Source organism: Corynebacterium sp. HMSC072G08 (genome assembly GCF_001809185.1).
Classification (GTDB): Bacteria; Actinomycetota; Actinomycetes; order Mycobacteriales; family Mycobacteriaceae; genus Corynebacterium; species Corynebacterium phoceense.
The window spans coordinates 22,864-36,815 of sequence record NZ_KV796403.1 but is presented as its reverse complement, the minus strand read 5'-3'; the positions used below and the strand labels follow the sequence as shown (position 1 = coordinate 36,815).

General features: G+C 63.7%; 19 protein-coding genes. 11 read left to right on the top strand and 8 right to left on the bottom strand.

Features of this window, described 5'->3' with window-relative positions; all coding sequences use genetic code 11:
* Positions 1-45 precede the first annotated feature (45 nt).
* Positions 46-423: a hypothetical protein gene (locus HMPREF2559_RS03185; RefSeq protein ID WP_066485427.1), complete on the bottom strand. Its 378-nt coding sequence runs from the start codon at positions 421-423 to the stop codon at positions 46-48.
* A gap of 282 nt (positions 424-705) precedes the next feature.
* Between HMPREF2559_RS03185 and HMPREF2559_RS03180 the strand changes: the two genes are divergently transcribed.
* From HMPREF2559_RS03180 to HMPREF2559_RS03165, 4 genes are all read left to right on the top strand, one after another.
* A complete protein-coding gene (locus tag HMPREF2559_RS03180; protein WP_066485435.1) occupies positions 706-1,116 on the top strand; it encodes an HAD family hydrolase in 411 nt (136 codons plus the stop codon).
* Positions 1,116-1,637, top strand: a complete 522-nt coding sequence (locus HMPREF2559_RS03175) for a DUF6912 family protein (protein ID WP_371131632.1) — start codon at positions 1,116-1,118, stop codon at positions 1,635-1,637. The genes HMPREF2559_RS03180 and HMPREF2559_RS03175 overlap by 1 nt, the downstream gene beginning before the upstream one ends.
* 146 nt (positions 1,638-1,783) lie before the next feature.
* Positions 1,784-2,260: a hypothetical protein gene (locus HMPREF2559_RS03170; protein ID WP_066485444.1), complete on the top strand. Its 477-nt coding sequence runs from the start codon at positions 1,784-1,786 to the stop codon at positions 2,258-2,260.
* A gap of 131 nt (positions 2,261-2,391) precedes the next feature.
* The gene (locus tag HMPREF2559_RS03165; protein WP_066485448.1) at positions 2,392-3,021 is read left to right on the top strand and encodes a hypothetical protein; all 630 of its coding nucleotides are present in this window, start codon (positions 2,392-2,394) and stop codon (positions 3,019-3,021) included.
* Between the two features lie 93 nt (positions 3,022-3,114).
* Here HMPREF2559_RS03165 and rsgA read toward each other — a convergent pair whose 3' ends face one another.
* Entirely contained in the window at positions 3,115-4,152 is a 1,038-nt protein-coding gene (gene rsgA, locus HMPREF2559_RS03160) for a ribosome small subunit-dependent GTPase A (protein WP_070539516.1), read from the bottom strand.
* Positions 4,145-5,452, bottom strand: coding sequence for a 3-phosphoshikimate 1-carboxyvinyltransferase (gene aroA / locus HMPREF2559_RS03155; protein ID WP_070539514.1), 1,308 nt, complete (start codon positions 5,450-5,452; stop codon positions 4,145-4,147). Before aroA ends, rsgA begins: the two co-directional genes overlap by 8 nt.
* On the opposite strand from aroA, the gene HMPREF2559_RS03150 reads away from it, so the two are divergent.
* Positions 5,451-6,119, top strand: a complete 669-nt coding sequence (locus HMPREF2559_RS03150; protein WP_066485458.1) for an SOS response-associated peptidase — start codon at positions 5,451-5,453, stop codon at positions 6,117-6,119. The two genes, aroA and HMPREF2559_RS03150, sit on opposite strands and share 2 nt — an antisense overlap.
* 35 nt (positions 6,120-6,154) lie before the next feature.
* Here HMPREF2559_RS03150 and ybaK read toward each other — a convergent pair whose 3' ends face one another.
* Positions 6,155-6,658, bottom strand: a complete 504-nt coding sequence (gene ybaK, locus HMPREF2559_RS03145; protein WP_066485461.1) for a Cys-tRNA(Pro) deacylase — start codon at positions 6,656-6,658, stop codon at positions 6,155-6,157.
* A gap of 54 nt (positions 6,659-6,712) precedes the next feature.
* Between ybaK and HMPREF2559_RS03140 the strand changes: the two genes are divergently transcribed.
* The 3 genes from HMPREF2559_RS03140 to HMPREF2559_RS03130 are packed head-to-tail and all read left to right on the top strand — an operon-like array spanning position 6,713 to position 8,228.
* On the top strand, positions 6,713-7,300 hold the full coding sequence (locus HMPREF2559_RS03140; RefSeq protein ID WP_077210037.1) for a sigma-70 family RNA polymerase sigma factor: 588 nt from the start codon (positions 6,713-6,715) through the stop codon (positions 7,298-7,300).
* Complete coding sequence (gene rsrA / locus HMPREF2559_RS03135) at positions 7,300-7,575, top strand: mycothiol system anti-sigma-R factor (protein WP_066511679.1); 276 nt, start codon at positions 7,300-7,302, stop codon at positions 7,573-7,575. The genes HMPREF2559_RS03140 and rsrA overlap by 1 nt, the downstream gene beginning before the upstream one ends.
* Complete coding sequence (locus HMPREF2559_RS03130) at positions 7,563-8,228, top strand: DNA alkylation repair protein (RefSeq protein WP_083297758.1); 666 nt, start codon at positions 7,563-7,565, stop codon at positions 8,226-8,228. The genes rsrA and HMPREF2559_RS03130 overlap by 13 nt, the downstream gene beginning before the upstream one ends.
* A gap of 88 nt (positions 8,229-8,316) precedes the next feature.
* Here HMPREF2559_RS03130 and HMPREF2559_RS13475 read toward each other — a convergent pair whose 3' ends face one another.
* Both HMPREF2559_RS13475 and HMPREF2559_RS03125 read right to left on the bottom strand, forming a co-directional pair.
* Positions 8,317-8,391 carry a 50S ribosomal protein bL37 gene (locus HMPREF2559_RS13475; protein ID WP_096030696.1) on the bottom strand — a complete coding sequence of 25 codons (75 nt, stop codon included), beginning with the start codon at positions 8,389-8,391 and terminating at the stop codon, positions 8,317-8,319.
* Positions 8,392-8,491: 100 nt separating this feature from the next.
* Positions 8,492-8,752, bottom strand: coding sequence for a WhiB family transcriptional regulator (locus HMPREF2559_RS03125; RefSeq protein ID WP_066485471.1), 261 nt, complete (start codon positions 8,750-8,752; stop codon positions 8,492-8,494).
* A gap of 716 nt (positions 8,753-9,468) precedes the next feature.
* Here HMPREF2559_RS03125 and HMPREF2559_RS03120 point away from each other — a divergent pair.
* Positions 9,469-9,924 (top strand): YbjO family protein, encoded by a 456-nt coding sequence (locus HMPREF2559_RS03120; RefSeq protein WP_066485472.1) that lies wholly within the window; start codon positions 9,469-9,471, stop codon positions 9,922-9,924.
* A 154-nt stretch (positions 9,925-10,078) separates the two neighbouring features.
* Here HMPREF2559_RS03120 and HMPREF2559_RS03115 read toward each other — a convergent pair whose 3' ends face one another.
* Positions 10,079-11,314: an Rv3212 family protein gene (locus HMPREF2559_RS03115; RefSeq protein WP_068801500.1), complete on the bottom strand. Its 1,236-nt coding sequence runs from the start codon at positions 11,312-11,314 to the stop codon at positions 10,079-10,081.
* Positions 11,311-12,687, bottom strand: a complete 1,377-nt coding sequence (locus HMPREF2559_RS03110; RefSeq protein ID WP_066485483.1) for a DEAD/DEAH box helicase — start codon at positions 12,685-12,687, stop codon at positions 11,311-11,313. The genes HMPREF2559_RS03115 and HMPREF2559_RS03110 overlap by 4 nt, the downstream gene beginning before the upstream one ends.
* Before the next feature lie 71 nt (positions 12,688-12,758).
* Between HMPREF2559_RS03110 and HMPREF2559_RS03105 the strand changes: the two genes are divergently transcribed.
* Together HMPREF2559_RS03105 and HMPREF2559_RS03100 are read left to right on the top strand one after the other, a co-directional pair.
* Positions 12,759-12,983 (top strand): DUF3107 domain-containing protein, encoded by a 225-nt coding sequence (locus tag HMPREF2559_RS03105; RefSeq protein ID WP_066485487.1) that lies wholly within the window; start codon positions 12,759-12,761, stop codon positions 12,981-12,983.
* Between the two features lie 21 nt (positions 12,984-13,004).
* Entirely contained in the window at positions 13,005-13,943 is a 939-nt protein-coding gene (locus HMPREF2559_RS03100; protein ID WP_066485489.1) for a DUF3152 domain-containing protein, read from the top strand.
* Positions 13,944-13,952: the final 9 nt, after the last annotated feature.

The window sequence follows — 13,952 nt, the reverse complement described above, 5'->3', positions numbered from 1 at the left end:
ACATCGCTGAGCTAGACTGCGGGCGCGCACGGCGCCATCGGCAGCTTAAATGAGCCGGAACGATGTGAGGGCCTCACCGTCGTAGCGACCCGTAAACGCATGCCGATTGCCGCCCATCGAGGCCGAGCCGAAGTACTCGCCGCTGGGTTGGCAGTGGAGCGAGAGTAGCTGGCAGCCGATGGCGCGCTGCGAGCGGCCGCGGGACCAGGCGCGGATGTGGAGCATCACGGCGGCGCTGAAGCGGTCATTGTTGAGATGCGTGAGTGGGCGAAGGCCAGCGGCAGCCTCGAGGACTATGTGGACCAATTCGAGGGTGCGCCGACGCGTCCGGTCCTCATCGGGAGGAGCCGCGCGGTTATAGTGCACGGGGTCGGGTGGCACGTAGACGCGCAGGTGTGTGAACCCGGGGATGGGGGCGTACATGTCGTTCTCCAGGGATATCCGGGGAGGAAATCGGTGGGAAAGGAAGAGACGAGTACATGCGTGATGGTTAACCGACATCATGCCATGAAACTGCCGTCTACGCAGTAGCTGTATATTTGCTGGCTGTTTCCTGTAAGGGGTGGCGGCGCGCAGGGGATTTGTCCGTTATACTGCGTGTGGTCAAGTGCTCCGATTGCGGCGAGCTAAGTCCGTGCCACGGTATGGGCTGGTCGCGGCGGCGTGTAGCACCGTTTACATCTCTTGGGAGGAATACTCACAACTATGCGCGGACTCATCGTTGATTTCGTGGGCGTCCTGGACGGCGCTGAGGAAGAAGTAAAGCGCTGGCGCACCCTGCTCGCCGCTGCTAAGTCGAACGGTGTTGCCACCGCCATCTTGTCCAACGACCCGGGTGGAGCCGGTGCCGAGCACATCCGCGAGTGGGAATACCGCGGCTTCGTGGATGCCGTTGTTCTCTCCGGCGAGGTCGGCGCAGATAAGCCGGAGCGCGGTGCGTTCCAGGCTGCGGCGGACGCCATCGCTCTTCCGCTCAACGACTGCGTCATGGTGGACGACTCCATCCTCAACGTCCGCGCCGCCGTGGACTTCGGCATGGTGGGCATGCTCTACACGGTTTTTGACCGCACCTCGGTGGAAATCCAGGCCGTCTTCGACATTGAGGGCGAATTCTAGTGGCAGCGAAGACCGAGCGCGTCTACGTTCCTGCGACGTTTGGAATGCTTACGGAGCTCAAAGAGAATGGCAAGCTCGCCGCGCGCAGCGGCTGGGGCTTCGCCGTGACGCCGGCGCTCCAGGAGTTCTACACGGAGGGCGACGAGGAAGAGATCGCCTACTCCGCGTACCAGGAAGCGGCGATGAGCTCGCTGCGCCTGCTGGCCATCGGTGATGAGACGGACTTCCCGCACCGCCGCGTGGTCATCTCCCTCGACGTTCCCGTCGAGTGTGTGCACCCGCAGCCGGACATGGGCGAGGCCGTGGTCAAGCTCGAGCCCGCGATTTTTACCCCGGAGCAGCTCGCCGCGATCCACGTCGATATTGAGGAGTCCGAAGAAGCAACGAAGAAAGCCGTGGAGCTTATCGATGCCGCCGATCTCGGCGACGAGGATGCCGAGCTCGCCGTTGGTGATGCCCTGGACAACTTCATGGCGTTCTACGACCCGTCGGAGCTGCCTTTCCTCGTGGAACTGCTCTAATCGAGTCGCGCTGACGCGAAGATTTATTTACCTCGCGGACCTGCACCTGCAGGTCCGCGTTCTTGATCTGGTGTGATGCGGGGGATAGTCTGGCTCCAGATTTCATTCCCTCGTGGGTCATTTTTATCTCCGGAAGGTTAGATATCATGCGTTCCTCTTTGCGTTTGTCCACCGCCCTCGTTGCTGCGGCGAGCTGCTCTCTGCTGGCCGTTGCTCCGGCCTTGGCCGAGGACGTCACTACCGAATCAGAGACCACGGCGACGGCTCCCGCCACTACCGGTGGCGACTCAACCGAGGCTGGGGGCGACGAATCCCAAGACTCCGAGAACTCGAAGAACAGAGAGGACTCCCAGAGCGAAGGCTCGCAGGATGAGGGTTCTGAGGATGATGACTCCGACGGCGCGGATGATTCCAAGGACAACGGTGGCTCCTCTGAGGGAGATATGACTGAGGATAAGAACACGACGCCGTGGCTGCGTATCCTCGACGCGTCCTCGAAGTCGAAGGCTGCGCCGATCCTCGGCGTTATCCTGGCTGTTGTAAGCCTGCTCCTTGCGGCATACAACACGTTCGGCTCAAAAATTCCGGCGCTGCAGAACCTCATCAAGGGCATCAAGTTCTAGCCGTCTGTTCTCGTTCGTTGTGTGCCCCGCACACAGTGGCACCGTGGCCCCAACAGATGTGGGGAGTCCCCGCGGAGGGAGAGGGGTCCTTGATAGGGTGAAAGTGACTACCGCCCGAAAGGAAACCTCTCATGTATCGCTCTCGCATTGTTGCGTCTCTCGCTTCCGTCGCTGTGGCCGCGACTTTGTTCGTCGCCCCGGCCACCGCACTGGACACCTCCGTGTCCCAGAAGACGTGTAAGTTCAACCTCAACTTCTCCGAACAGGAGGAGTGGGACGCTGCGGTCGAGCAGAAGAATAACGTCAACGAGGAATCGGTCATGCCGTTCTCCGTCGACATCAAGGATGCGAAGAAGACGAAGTCGAGCTTTGACGAAAAGCTCAACGGCGCTCAGGGCCTTGTGTACCTCATGCAGGACCAGCAGGATGCTTTGGATGCGCAGACTGTCGCTGAGGATGACATTCCGCTCTACAAGGGCAACGTTGCCGTCATCAAGCAGATCCAGAAGCACGAGAAGGCGTACAAGAATGCCCTCGACGCCTGCGCGAACGGCAAACCGTACGATTCGTCCAAAGATGACAGCGTCGAGACCAAGCCGGACACCGGCAACTCCAAGGACGCAGCCAACACCTCGTCCCAGATGCCGGATGAGTTGCTCTACACCTTGTTGGGGCTCTTGGGCACGGCGGCATTCACTGGCGTTGCGTACGTTGTCTCGCACGGTGGAATCAACCTGGGCAACGTGAAGCTTCCCTTCTAAGAACCGGCTCTCGCTGAACGCATACGGACCGATTAGCTTAGCACGAGTCACTCGGTCCGTTCTTGCTTTCGCGGCAGGGAGGCTGCCGCCTGGCTACATCTCCCACTCGACGTTGGTGCGCAGCGCGTTGAGCAGTTTGCGTACGGCGTCGCGGCGGCGGGCCGTGGCGGTTTCGGGCGGGACGAGCTCCGGATCGTCGAGTCCGCATTCGGGGTCTGCTGGGGGACCGGCGTGCGTGCAACCACGCGGGCACTGCTCGGTCGCGGCGGCGAGATCCTCGAAGACGTTGATAACGGTATCCGCGTCGACGTGGGCAAGGCCGAAGGAGCGAATGCCCGGGGTATCGATGATCCAGCCAGAAGGCCCAGGCGCGCCGGGCAGACGCAGCGCGACAGACTGCGTGGAGGTGTGGCGGCCTTTGCCCACGGCGGAGACCTCGCCGGTCTCGCGGTTGGCGTCGGGAACGATGCGATTGACGAGCGTGGACTTGCCCACGCCAGAATGTCCGATGAGTGCGGTGATGTGGTTATCGATGGCGGATTCGACCGCCTCGAGGCCGTCCTCGACGCCGGCGTAGACGACGGGCACGTTAAGGTCCGCGAATTCCTCTGCGAACGGGGTGGGGTCCGTGAGGTCGGTCTTCGTGAGGCAAAGAATGGGTGAGACGTTGCCCACGAATGCCGCGATGAGGGCGCGCTCGACGAAGCCGGAGCGCGGCGGCGGGTCGGCCACGGCGGTGACGATGAGCATCTGGTCCGCGTTCGCGACGACGATGCGCTCATACGGGTCTGTGTCGTCCGCCGTGCGGCGCAGGACCGAGGTGCGCTCCGCGAGCTTTACGATGCGCGCGAGGGTGTCCTTGCGGCCCGTGGTGTCGCCCACGACGCCGACGCGGTCGCCGACCTCGACGGGCGTGCGACCGAGCTCGCGAGCGCGCATGGAGACCACCACGGGGCCGTCATCGAGGGCCACGCCCCACCGGCCGCGATCCTTGGTGATGACCATGCCGAACTTCGCGTCCTTGTGCTTGGGGCGATCTTTCGTGCGCGGGCGCGATCCCTTGCCCGGGCGGATGTGGACGTCGGACTCGTCGTAGTCGCGGGCGGAGCGTCCGCGGGCGTTTCTACCCATGGAGCATGTCCTCCCACATATGCTCGAATCCCGGCAGCGTCTTTGAGGTCGTCGCGATGTTTTCTACCTCGATGCCCGGCACGCGCAGCCCGAGGATCGCGCCTGCCGTCGCCATGCGGTGGTCCGCGTAGGAATGCCATTCACCGCCGTGCAGCGGCGCCGGCTCGATGGCGAGACCATCGGACAGCTCGGTCACGCGGCCGCCCAGGTTGTTGATTTCTGTCGCGAGAGCCTTGAGACGGTCCGTCTCGTGGCCGCGCAGGTGCGCGATGCCCGTGAGTCGCGAGGGCGTCTCCGCGAGGGCACACAGCGCCGCGACGGTGGGCGTGAGCTCGCCGATGTCGCCCATATCGCGCTCGATGCCGCGCAGACGCCCGCCCGCGGGGCCCGTGACAGCGAGTACGCCGTCAGACAACGCGACGTCGGCGCCCATCTCGGCGAGGATGCCGCGGAAGGCGTCGCCTGGCTGCGTCGTCGCGGACGGCCAGCCGGGGATGCGCACCGTGCCGCCGGCGACGGCCGCCGCGGCGAGGAACGGAGTGGCGTTGGAAAGATCCGGTTCGATCTCCCACGTGCGCGCGGCGATGGAGCCGGGGTGAACGGTCCAGGACGGACGCGGTCCGTCAGCGTGTTCCTCGACGGTGATGCCTGCCTCGCGGAGCATGGCGCACGTCATCTCAATGTGGGGCAGCGACGGTAGCGTGCCGCCCTCGTGGACGACCGTGATGCCTTGCGCATAGCGCGGCGCGGAGAGCAGCAGGCCGGAGACGAACTGCGAGGAGCCCGAGGCGTCCACAGTGACGGTGCCGCCTTCCGGAATGCCGTGCGAGGTTACCGTAAATGGCAGCGCGTCGCCCTCGACCTCGACGCCGAGGTCGCGCAGCGCCTGGAGAATGGTGCCCATGGGGCGCAGACGCGCTTGGGGATCACCGTCGACGGTGACGGGGGCACTGGCAAGCGCGGCCAGCGGCGGCAGGAAGCGCATGACCGTGCCGGCCAGGCCGCAGTCGATGGTGGCACCGTGGAGCGGGCCTGGGGTGAGGCGCACCTCGGGGACGCCGTCGGCGCCGGTGGCCTGCTCGACGCCCACGCCCATGGCGCGCAACGCCGCGGACATGAGGTCCGTGTCGCGCGAGACGAGCGGGGCGCGCAGGACCGAGGGGCCGTCTGCGAGCGCCGCGAGGATGAACGCGCGGTTCGTGATGGACTTCGAACCCGGCACGCGCACGGTGGCATCGAGCGGGCTGGGGGCGACTGGGGCTGTCCATAAATCTGGCATGCAGTCCATAATAGAGGGCATGTGCGGACGCTTTGTCTTATTCCAACCCGAGTCCCTTCTCGACGCCGTGGGGCAGTGGCCCGGCGTGAGCGAAGTCCACGCGCCGCAGAGCCTGCCGCCGGCGCGCTACAACATTGCGCCCACGCAGACCATCCCCATCATTCGCGTGAAGGAGACGCTCGCCGCCATCGAGCCTGCACGCTGGGGCTTGCTGCCGCACTGGAAGAAGGATGAGCAGGGCCCGCCGCTGTTCAACGCGCGGGCGGAGACCGTGGCGACCAAGCCGTCTTTCCGCGACGCGTACAAGAAGAACCGCTGCATCATCCCGCTCGACGGCTACTACGAGTGGCACACGGGCGAAGACGGAAAGAAGCAGCCGTATTACGTCACCGCACCCGAAGGTCAGCTGTGGGCGGCCGGACTCTGGGCCACCGGTCTGGATAAGCTGTCGGCGACGATGGTGACGACGGCGGCGACGGAGGAGATGGAGTGGCTCCACGGCCGCCTGCCCAAGTTCCTCCTGCCCGAGGAGATTCGCCCGTGGCTCGAGGGCGATACGAGCGAGGACTTGCTCCAGCCCAGCGGGCTACGCGGATTCCACACACGTCCGGCGGACCCGGCGGTGGGCAATGTACGCAATGACTACGCGGAGCTCATCGAGGGGCCCGCGGAGAAGAAATTGTTCTAGCGGCGGCGCTGGCGCGCCGCCGGATTCCAAGAGCGCTATTCGGCCTCGAGGTCGACGAACTGCAGGTCGAGGACTTTCGGCAGGTCTTCGGCGTTCATCTCGATGTCCAGTCCCCGCTTGCCGCCAGAGAAGAAGACCGTGTCGAAGAGCAGCGCCGTCTCATCCATGGCCGTGGGCAGCACATGCTTCTGGCCGAGCGGGGAGATGCCGCCGGGGATATACCCAGAGGATTTGGAGGCATCGGCAGGCTGGGCCATGGTGGCCTTGGAGACGCCGAAGGCGGCTGCGGCCTTTTTGAGGGAGAGCTGGTGGCTCACCGGCAGCACGCATACGGCGAGCTCGCGCTTGGGGCCTTTGCCCGCGGTGAGGTCGATGACGAGGGTTTTGAAGATGCGGTCGGGGTCGATGCCCAGCGCTTCGGCCGCGGTATCACCGAAATGATCGGTGCCGCCCTCAAACGTCGAAACGGAGTGCGCGACGCCCGCGTCTTCGAGGATTTTCAGTGCCGGGGTAGCCGCATGCGGCTTCTTTTTAGCCATAACAGTAGGGTAGAGGTTTAACAGCGTAAGTAGAAAAAGGAGGACTGCTACTTCGTGGCTACACAAGAAAAGAGCCCGAGCTTCGAGGAACAGGCCATGCCGTTGCTCGACCAGCTCTATGGCGGCGCGCTGCGCATGACGCGCAACCCGCAGGACGCGGAGGATTTGGTCCAGGAGACCTATCTCAAGGCGTATAACTCCTTTGACTCGTACACGCGGGGCACCAACCTCAAGGCGTGGATGTACCGCATTATGACGAATACGTACATCAACTCCTACCGCAAGGCGAAGCGACGTCCGCACGAGTCCTCCGCGGATGAGCTCACGGATTCGCAGCTCTACACCACGTCTGGACACGACTCGTCTGGACTGGAATCCGCTGAGGTCGAGGCCCTGCGCGGCATGCCGGATGGTGCGATTTCGGATGCGATGAATGACCTTCCGGAGGACTACCGCATGGTGGTCTACTACGCGGATGTCGTGGGGTTGGCGTACAAGGAAATCGCGGAAGTGATGGGCACTCCGCTGGGAACTGTCATGTCGCGCCTCCATCGTGGAAGAAAATTACTGCGCGGCGCGTTGAAGGACGTAGCCCGCGAACAAGGCATTGGATTGCACCACCCGGATATGGAGGATAAGTAATGGAACACGCACAAGGACATAACTGCGGCGCGTGTACCTCCCCGGAGGTTCAGGCTCTCTTTTGTGAGCTCCTCGATGAGAACACGAGCCGGGCCCGCGCCCTGGAAATCCGTGAGCACATCGCGCAGTGCCAGGAATGCTCTGAGCGCCTCGCGGCCGAGGAGATCGTGCGTGCCATGGTCCGCAAGTGTTGCGGCGGCGCCCAAGCCCCTGAGCAATTACGCCAGAAGATCACCATTGAGATCTCCCGCACGGAGGTCCGGTGGACTCAGTAACGTTCGCCGCACTCTCTGCGGCGTTGGCATTGCTTGCCGATGCCACCCGTGCCCCTGCCATGTCCTCCTACATGCGGGGGCGCTTCGCCTTCTTGGGCATTCCGCGCCCGGCGCTGCGCGCGGCCGCGAAGCCGGTACTCAAAGAACTGCGCGCTCAATCTGGCGTGGACTGGGACTTCGTGGACGCCTGCTGGGACGCGGACGAGCGCGAGTATCAGTACGTCGCGTTGGATTACCTCGTGGCGGTCCGCGGGCGCTTGTCCGCTGCTGACGTGCCGCGTCTGCGCGCGTTGGCACAGTCCAAGGCCTGGTGGGATTCCATCGACGTGCTCGACAAAGTAGCGGGGGACATCGCGCTGCGTGATCCTTCCGTCAATGACGTGCTGCGGGCCTGGGCGCGCGATGAGGACTTCTGGCTGCGGCGCATTGCCATCGACCACCAGCGTGGCCGAAAGACGCACACGGACACCGAGCTGCTCGCTGAGATCATCGAAGCCAACTTCGGTTCGAGCGAGTTCTTCATCAATAAGGCGATTGGCTGGGCCTTGCGCGATTACTCGAAGACGAATCCCGACTGGGTGGGTGCTTTCGTCGACGCGCACCGCGCCGAGATGGCGCCGCTGTCCGTGCGTGAGGCGTCAAAGTATCTCTAGGTGTGAGGAGGAAATCGCCTCAGTCACATGGCTTGACATACAGCAAGGGCCCGACCAAAAGGTCGGGCCCTTGTTTTACATGCTGTGCTTATGCGCTAGGACGCTTGCCGTGGTTTGCACTCTTCTTACGGCGGTCCTTACGCTTACGACCACGCTTCGACATGTGCGGCCTCCTTGTTTAATTCGGTGAGCGGATAATTACTTACCCACTGACTTTAGTGTTTGGACCTGCCGGTGGGGAAATCGCGGCGGGTTAAAAGATTTTAGACGGTGACGCGAGCGCGGCCACGGCCGCGATTACGGCGGCGCTTGAGAGCGCGGCGCTCCTCCTCAGACATGCCGCCCCAGACGCCGGCATCCTGGCCGGACTCGAGCGCCCACTTGAGGCACTGGGAAGCAACCGGGCAACGGTTGCAGACCAGCTTGGCCTTTGCGATTTGGGTAAGGGCAGGGCCGGAGTTACCGACCGGGAAGAACAGCTCGGGGTCTTCGTCGCGGCAAACAGCTTCGTGGCGCCAATCCATGATTGAAATCTCCTAACAAATTTTGACAGCGGTGTGATGAAGGTACGAGACGCGGACGCGCCAACGAACCTCGGGTTGTAGTGGATAAGGTGCGAATGGCCGGTCTGCGAGCAGTGGGGCCTGCAAGCCGCGGAGAAATCCGAGGCCCAGGCCGCGTCGACGCCGCCATGGCAACATTCGCGGTGAAGACTAACTTCCTCTCGGAGGTTAATCTGCAGTTAAGGGGCGGTTAACCGTTCCCTGTTTGCGGTACTTGAAGATAATCGCACGAAAACTCAGCCTTGGCTAGGGTTAGGGGGTAAATTGTGGTAAACGTCACTGGTTTTACCCCCTATGCATTTGTTGGCAAAAGCATATTTGAGACGAATTAGGCTGACCTAAAATCGTGTGACCTTGGGTTTTTGTCGTGGTGGGGTGAGTGGGATGAGTGCTCTGAGGTCAAATCTGTCATTTAACCGTTGCCCCCGTTGCGTCCTAGGTTGAGGATGTGATGTGCGTTTGGGATAGGTAAACGGTGGCTTGCGTATGAATTACATTCGTCCCAGCTGGGCAAACTCGTGGACGCGTACACGAAACGAGGAAAGTGGAGACGCGTTCATACATGCGTGGGTGTGTGTCGGTGCGTGCGGGCGCAGGTACGCAGGCGTGCAACCAGTAAGGCAAGGACGGTCGGTCGGTGGGCGGCGCACGCCGTTGCGGTGGCTAAGATAGTCCGCGTGAATGAGAAGAAGCGTCCCGTCCCAAGCCCTGCCGCGCCGGAAAAAGAACGTGCGCCGCAACCTGTGCTCATCGGCGCCGGCATCGCCGTGGTGCAGGCCATCGCCGTGATCATCTTTGGCATTGTGCTCATCATCCGTGACGTCACGGGTGCGAAAAATGAGTCGATGGTCTCCGATGCCGCGGCCAGCGGCTGGGTCGGCACCGGAACGGCGATATTCTTGTTCATCGTCTTCGGCTTCGTTATCTTCGGCGCCGTGGCCATGGTGAAGGGTAAGCGCTGGGGGCGCGGCGCGATTGTGCTCGTACAATTCATCCTCGCGGCGAGCTCGTTCCAGATGATGAGTGGCGGTGCCATTGCGCTGGGCGTGCTCGTGCTTCTCTCGGCCGCGGTGGCGCTGTGGTTGCTCATGCTCGTGCCTGCCTCGACGCAGTGGGCGGCTTCGCACTACTAAAGCGCGTCTCGCATTACTAGAGCGCTCCGAGGTCTCTATTGAGAGCTACGCGCTGAGCAGAATCCACAATTCCCCACCAGGATGAACTGCTCCCCATAATCCGGACTGAGAAATCAGAAACCAGATTGTGGGGAGTTTTCTGTATGTAGGAGAGTTAAGAGGCGGCGAGGACGACGGTCTGTGCGCCGCGGGACTCGACGATGGTGGTGCCGGCCATGGCGAGGTAGACAGGGCCGGAGTAGCCGCCGCGGTCGACGGGGATGGTGCGTTCGGTCTCGCCGGTGGCCCAATCGACGACGGCGATGCCCTTGTCGGTGGGCATGAGCATGCGCTCGCCCACGGCGACGGGCGTGCCGATGGCGTCCTCGAAGACGCGGTCGACCTTGAGCTCCGTTGGCGTAAACAGATACAGGCGAGTGCCGTCGAACCAGGTCATGTGGTGCGGAAGATCCGCAGTGGCCGGGGCGAAGGGCGTGGTGCCTTCAGTCACTGCGGGGGATTCGGCTACGGTGCGGGTGGCGGTTTCCGTGCCGGTTTTATCGAAGGAGCGCAGGGCGGGCGTGGGGCCAGGCACGTAGGCGGTGGCGGCTTCCTGGCCGATGGCGACGAGACGCGCGCCGTCCTCGGGTAGCTGCACGTTGGTGGTGACCTCCGGCTTGCGGGAGTCTTCCGGGGTGCCCTTCATCAGGCGCATCCAGGTGCCAGACTCGTTGGGGCAGGACTCGGTGAGTGCCACGTTTTCGGTGCGCGTGAGCGCGGAGCTGATCGTGCAGTCCGCGTTGGGCTGCATGTCGGGCTCTTGGGGTGCCTCCACGTCGCCGTATTCGACGGTGCGCACAAGATCCGAGCGCCAGAGGTCAATGCGATCGGTGGACACGGTGCCGATGCGGTCATTGGACGTCACGGAGACGACGTCTTCGGAGTTGATGGCGCTGCGCGTGTTGGCGTACTGACCGGTAGCGGCATCGATGGAGACAACGTCGCCGCAGCCCACACCGGTGCGGTAGGTGACGACGACCTTGTTCCAGGCGGTGCCGAGCGAGCAGATGTCGTCGTTCTTGCGCGAGTAGGACCACGCCTCAGAGCCATCCTGATTGGTGGCATGGACCGTGCGCGCGTCGTTGGTGATGACGAGCCCGGCGGTGACGAGCGGCTTGTGCTCGCCGGGGACACCGGCGTTATCGAGCGTGTAGGCTTCCGCGAGCTTATTGGGGGCCTCGGCGAGGACCTGGACCTCCACGTCGCCAGGGGTGTTTTCCGTGGTGAGCGCGGCGCTGCGGATATCAGACGTGAAATACGCGCCGCCCACCGCGAGAGCGCACACGGCCGTGATGACGCCGGTGGCGATCCAGTCCTTGCGGCTGGCGGACAGGATGGGGGTGCGGCTCATCGGCGGCGGCTCCTCGAGCTTCGAGAACGGGTAGTGCGGGTGCGCGTGCGTGAGCCGGAGCGGCGAGCGCAGTCGCGGGCGGAACCGCGGCCGCCGTCACGCTGAGAGCGGCTACGCGGTGCCCCGATAACCTTAGTGGCAGGGCCGACGGTCTCAGAAACGTCCTCGGGGATAGCGAGGGCCTCGGCGAGCTCGGGGGAGGTGCTAAACCACTGCGGCGGGGTAGGCAGACCCAGATCGAATTCGTCGTTGATGATCTGCCACTTGGGTAGCTCGTCGTAGCCCACGAGGGTCACGGCCGTGCCGGAGTGACCCGCGCGGCCGGTGCGGCCGATGCGGTGGATAAAGGTCATCGGGTCATCCGGGACCTGGTAGTTGAAGACGTGTGTGACGTCGTCGATGTCGATGCCGCGGGCGGCGACGTCCGTGGCGACGAGGATGTCGACCTCGCCGTCGCGGAAGGCCTGGAGGGAGCGCTCGCGGGCCTTCTGGTCGAGGTCGCCGTGGACGGCGCCGACGGTAAAGCCGCGCTGGGCGAGATCGTGGGAGACCTCCGCGGCGGTGCGCTTGGTGCGGGTGAAGATGATGGTCTTGCCGCGGCCCTCGGCCTGGAGGGCCTTGGCGAGGACGGCACCTTTGTCCATCTTGTGGGCCTGGAAGGTGACCTTCTTAATCTGCTCGTGCGTGAAGGATTCCTCGGCACCCTCGGCGCGGATATGCACCGGCTTGGTGAGGAACGTGCGCGCAAGCGTCACAATGGGCCCGGGCATGGTCGCGGAGAAGAGCATGGTCTGGTGCGGATTGCCGTGGAGCGCCTCGAGCAGCTTTTCGATATCCGGCAGGAAGCCGAGATCGAGCATCTCATCTGCCTCGTCGAGCACCAAGATGGCCACGTGGTCGAGGTGTAGCGCCTTCTGAGAGTGCAGGTCGAGCAGGCGGCCCGGGGTGCCCACGACGACGTCGACTCCGGATTTGAGCAGTTCCTTCTGAGCCTCGTACGGGCGGCCACCGTAGATGGTGGCGACGGTGATAGGCAGGTGCCGAGCGGCCTGTGTGAGGTCCTCGCCCACTTGGACGGCGAGCTCGCGCGTGGGCACGACGACGAGCGCCCGCGGAGTGCCGTCAAGCTCCTCGATGTCCGCGTCGTCGAAGACGCGGTCGAGGAGTGGGACGCCGAAACCCAACGTCTTGCCCATGCCGGTGCGGGCTTGACCGATGAGATCGTGTCCGCTGAGCGCGATCGGCAACGTGAGCTCCTGGATGGCAAACGTGTGCGTGATTCCGCGGCTGGCCAGGGCATCGACGATCTCTGCGGCGACACCGAGCTCCGCGAACGTGGGCGTGGTGGAGGCTTGAGGCTGCTTTTCAGACACACCTCGATAGTAGCGGGTGGGGCTATAGTGGGGCCATCAAACCTCATGATGAACATATAAGGAGAATTGGTATGGATATCCGCATTGGATTCGCTGACACCGCACGCGAGCTCGTGATTCGCTCCGAGGGTACGCAGGAAGAGCTGAGCCAGCAGATTAACGGTGCGCTCGCGGATAACTCCGTGCTGGAGCTCGCGGACGACAAGGGCCGCAAGTACATCATCCGCACCGATCGCGTCGTCTACGCGGAGATCGGCGTGACGAAGCCGACCACCGTCGGTTTTGCGGGCGCATAAGCCCGTCTAAAGTATGTGTTCATGACGAACACACACCGGCCGCAGGCACGTGAGGCGCGCGGTACCCATCCCATCGTGCGCTTCGCCCAGGACTACGGCTGGTGGCGCGTAGTGGCCATCCCCGTGATGGCCATTATTACTGTCTGGGTCCTCGTGGACGTGTTCCGTCCCGACGCGGAGCCCACGGCGTCCATCGCCGAGGGGACCTACGCGCCGGCGACTGAGGGGGCATCGGAAAGCCCAGCCGAGGGCCCAGACCCCGCGCACGCCGCGGCGGTCCAGCAGGCCAAGGACGAGCTGCCTGCCGGCGGCGCGTTTACGGAAACAGGGAAGAAGACCTACCACCAGGTAGGAACGCCGGGCCTGGAATTCGGCGAGGGCACGGAGCGCACGGTGCGCTACGCCATCGAGGTCGAAGACGGTATCGACTCTGCGCCTTACGGCGGGGATGACGCGTTTGCTGCGATGGTCGACGCCACCCTGTCTGACCCGCGCTCGTGGTCGAATGACAAGGCGTTCAAGTTCATCCACGTCGCCGCGGATGATAATCCGGACACGATCATCCGTCTCACCTCGCTCACCACGACCGCGGAGCTGTGCGGCGCGCAGCTGGAGACCGAGACCTCGTGCCACACGACGATCACGGGGCCGTCGACCGTCATTATCAACGAGGCTCGCTGGGTCCGCGGTGCCCTGCCTTACGAGGGCGACCTGGGCAATTACCGCCAGTACCTCATCAACCATGAGTTCGGCCACGCCATCGGATACGCGGCCCACCAGCCCTGCGGTGCGGATGGGGCACTCGCGCCGATCATGATGCAGCAGACCATCAGCCTGAAGAACTCGGATCTCTTCGCTAAGGAACCGGGTGAGGTCTACCCGGACAACCCGGATACCTGCCATCCCAACCCGTGGCCGTACCCCAATCCGTCCAACCTCGACGTCCACGCCCCCGCGTAAAACTTCAGT

Bases quoted from the DNA above. Each gene is read 5' to 3' on its own strand.
- HMPREF2559_RS03185 (WP_066485427.1), bottom strand. From the start codon at position 423: ATGTACGCCCCCATCCCCGGGTTCACACACCTGCGCGTCTACGTGCCA.
- HMPREF2559_RS03180 (WP_066485435.1), top strand. From the start codon at position 706: ATGCGCGGACTCATCGTTGATTTCGTGGGCGTCCTGGACGGCGCTGAG.
- HMPREF2559_RS03170 (WP_066485444.1), top strand. From the start codon at position 1,784: ATGCGTTCCTCTTTGCGTTTGTCCACCGCCCTCGTTGCTGCGGCGAGC.
- HMPREF2559_RS03165 (WP_066485448.1), top strand. From the start codon at position 2,392: ATGTATCGCTCTCGCATTGTTGCGTCTCTCGCTTCCGTCGCTGTGGCC.
- rsgA (WP_070539516.1), bottom strand. From the start codon at position 4,152: ATGGGTAGAAACGCCCGCGGACGCTCCGCCCGCGACTACGACGAGTCC.
- HMPREF2559_RS03150 (WP_066485458.1), top strand. From the start codon at position 5,451: ATGTGCGGACGCTTTGTCTTATTCCAACCCGAGTCCCTTCTCGACGCC.
- aroA (WP_070539514.1), bottom strand. From the start codon at position 5,452: ATGCCCTCTATTATGGACTGCATGCCAGATTTATGGACAGCCCCAGTC.
- ybaK (WP_066485461.1), bottom strand. From the start codon at position 6,658: ATGGCTAAAAAGAAGCCGCATGCGGCTACCCCGGCACTGAAAATCCTC.
- rsrA (WP_066511679.1), top strand. From the start codon at position 7,300: ATGGAACACGCACAAGGACATAACTGCGGCGCGTGTACCTCCCCGGAG.
- HMPREF2559_RS03125 (WP_066485471.1), bottom strand. From the start codon at position 8,752: ATGGATTGGCGCCACGAAGCTGTTTGCCGCGACGAAGACCCCGAGCTG.
- HMPREF2559_RS03115 (WP_068801500.1), bottom strand. From the start codon at position 11,314: ATGAGCCGCACCCCCATCCTGTCCGCCAGCCGCAAGGACTGGATCGCC.
- HMPREF2559_RS03105 (WP_066485487.1), top strand. From the start codon at position 12,759: ATGGATATCCGCATTGGATTCGCTGACACCGCACGCGAGCTCGTGATT.
- HMPREF2559_RS03100 (WP_066485489.1), top strand. From the start codon at position 13,005: ATGACGAACACACACCGGCCGCAGGCACGTGAGGCGCGCGGTACCCAT.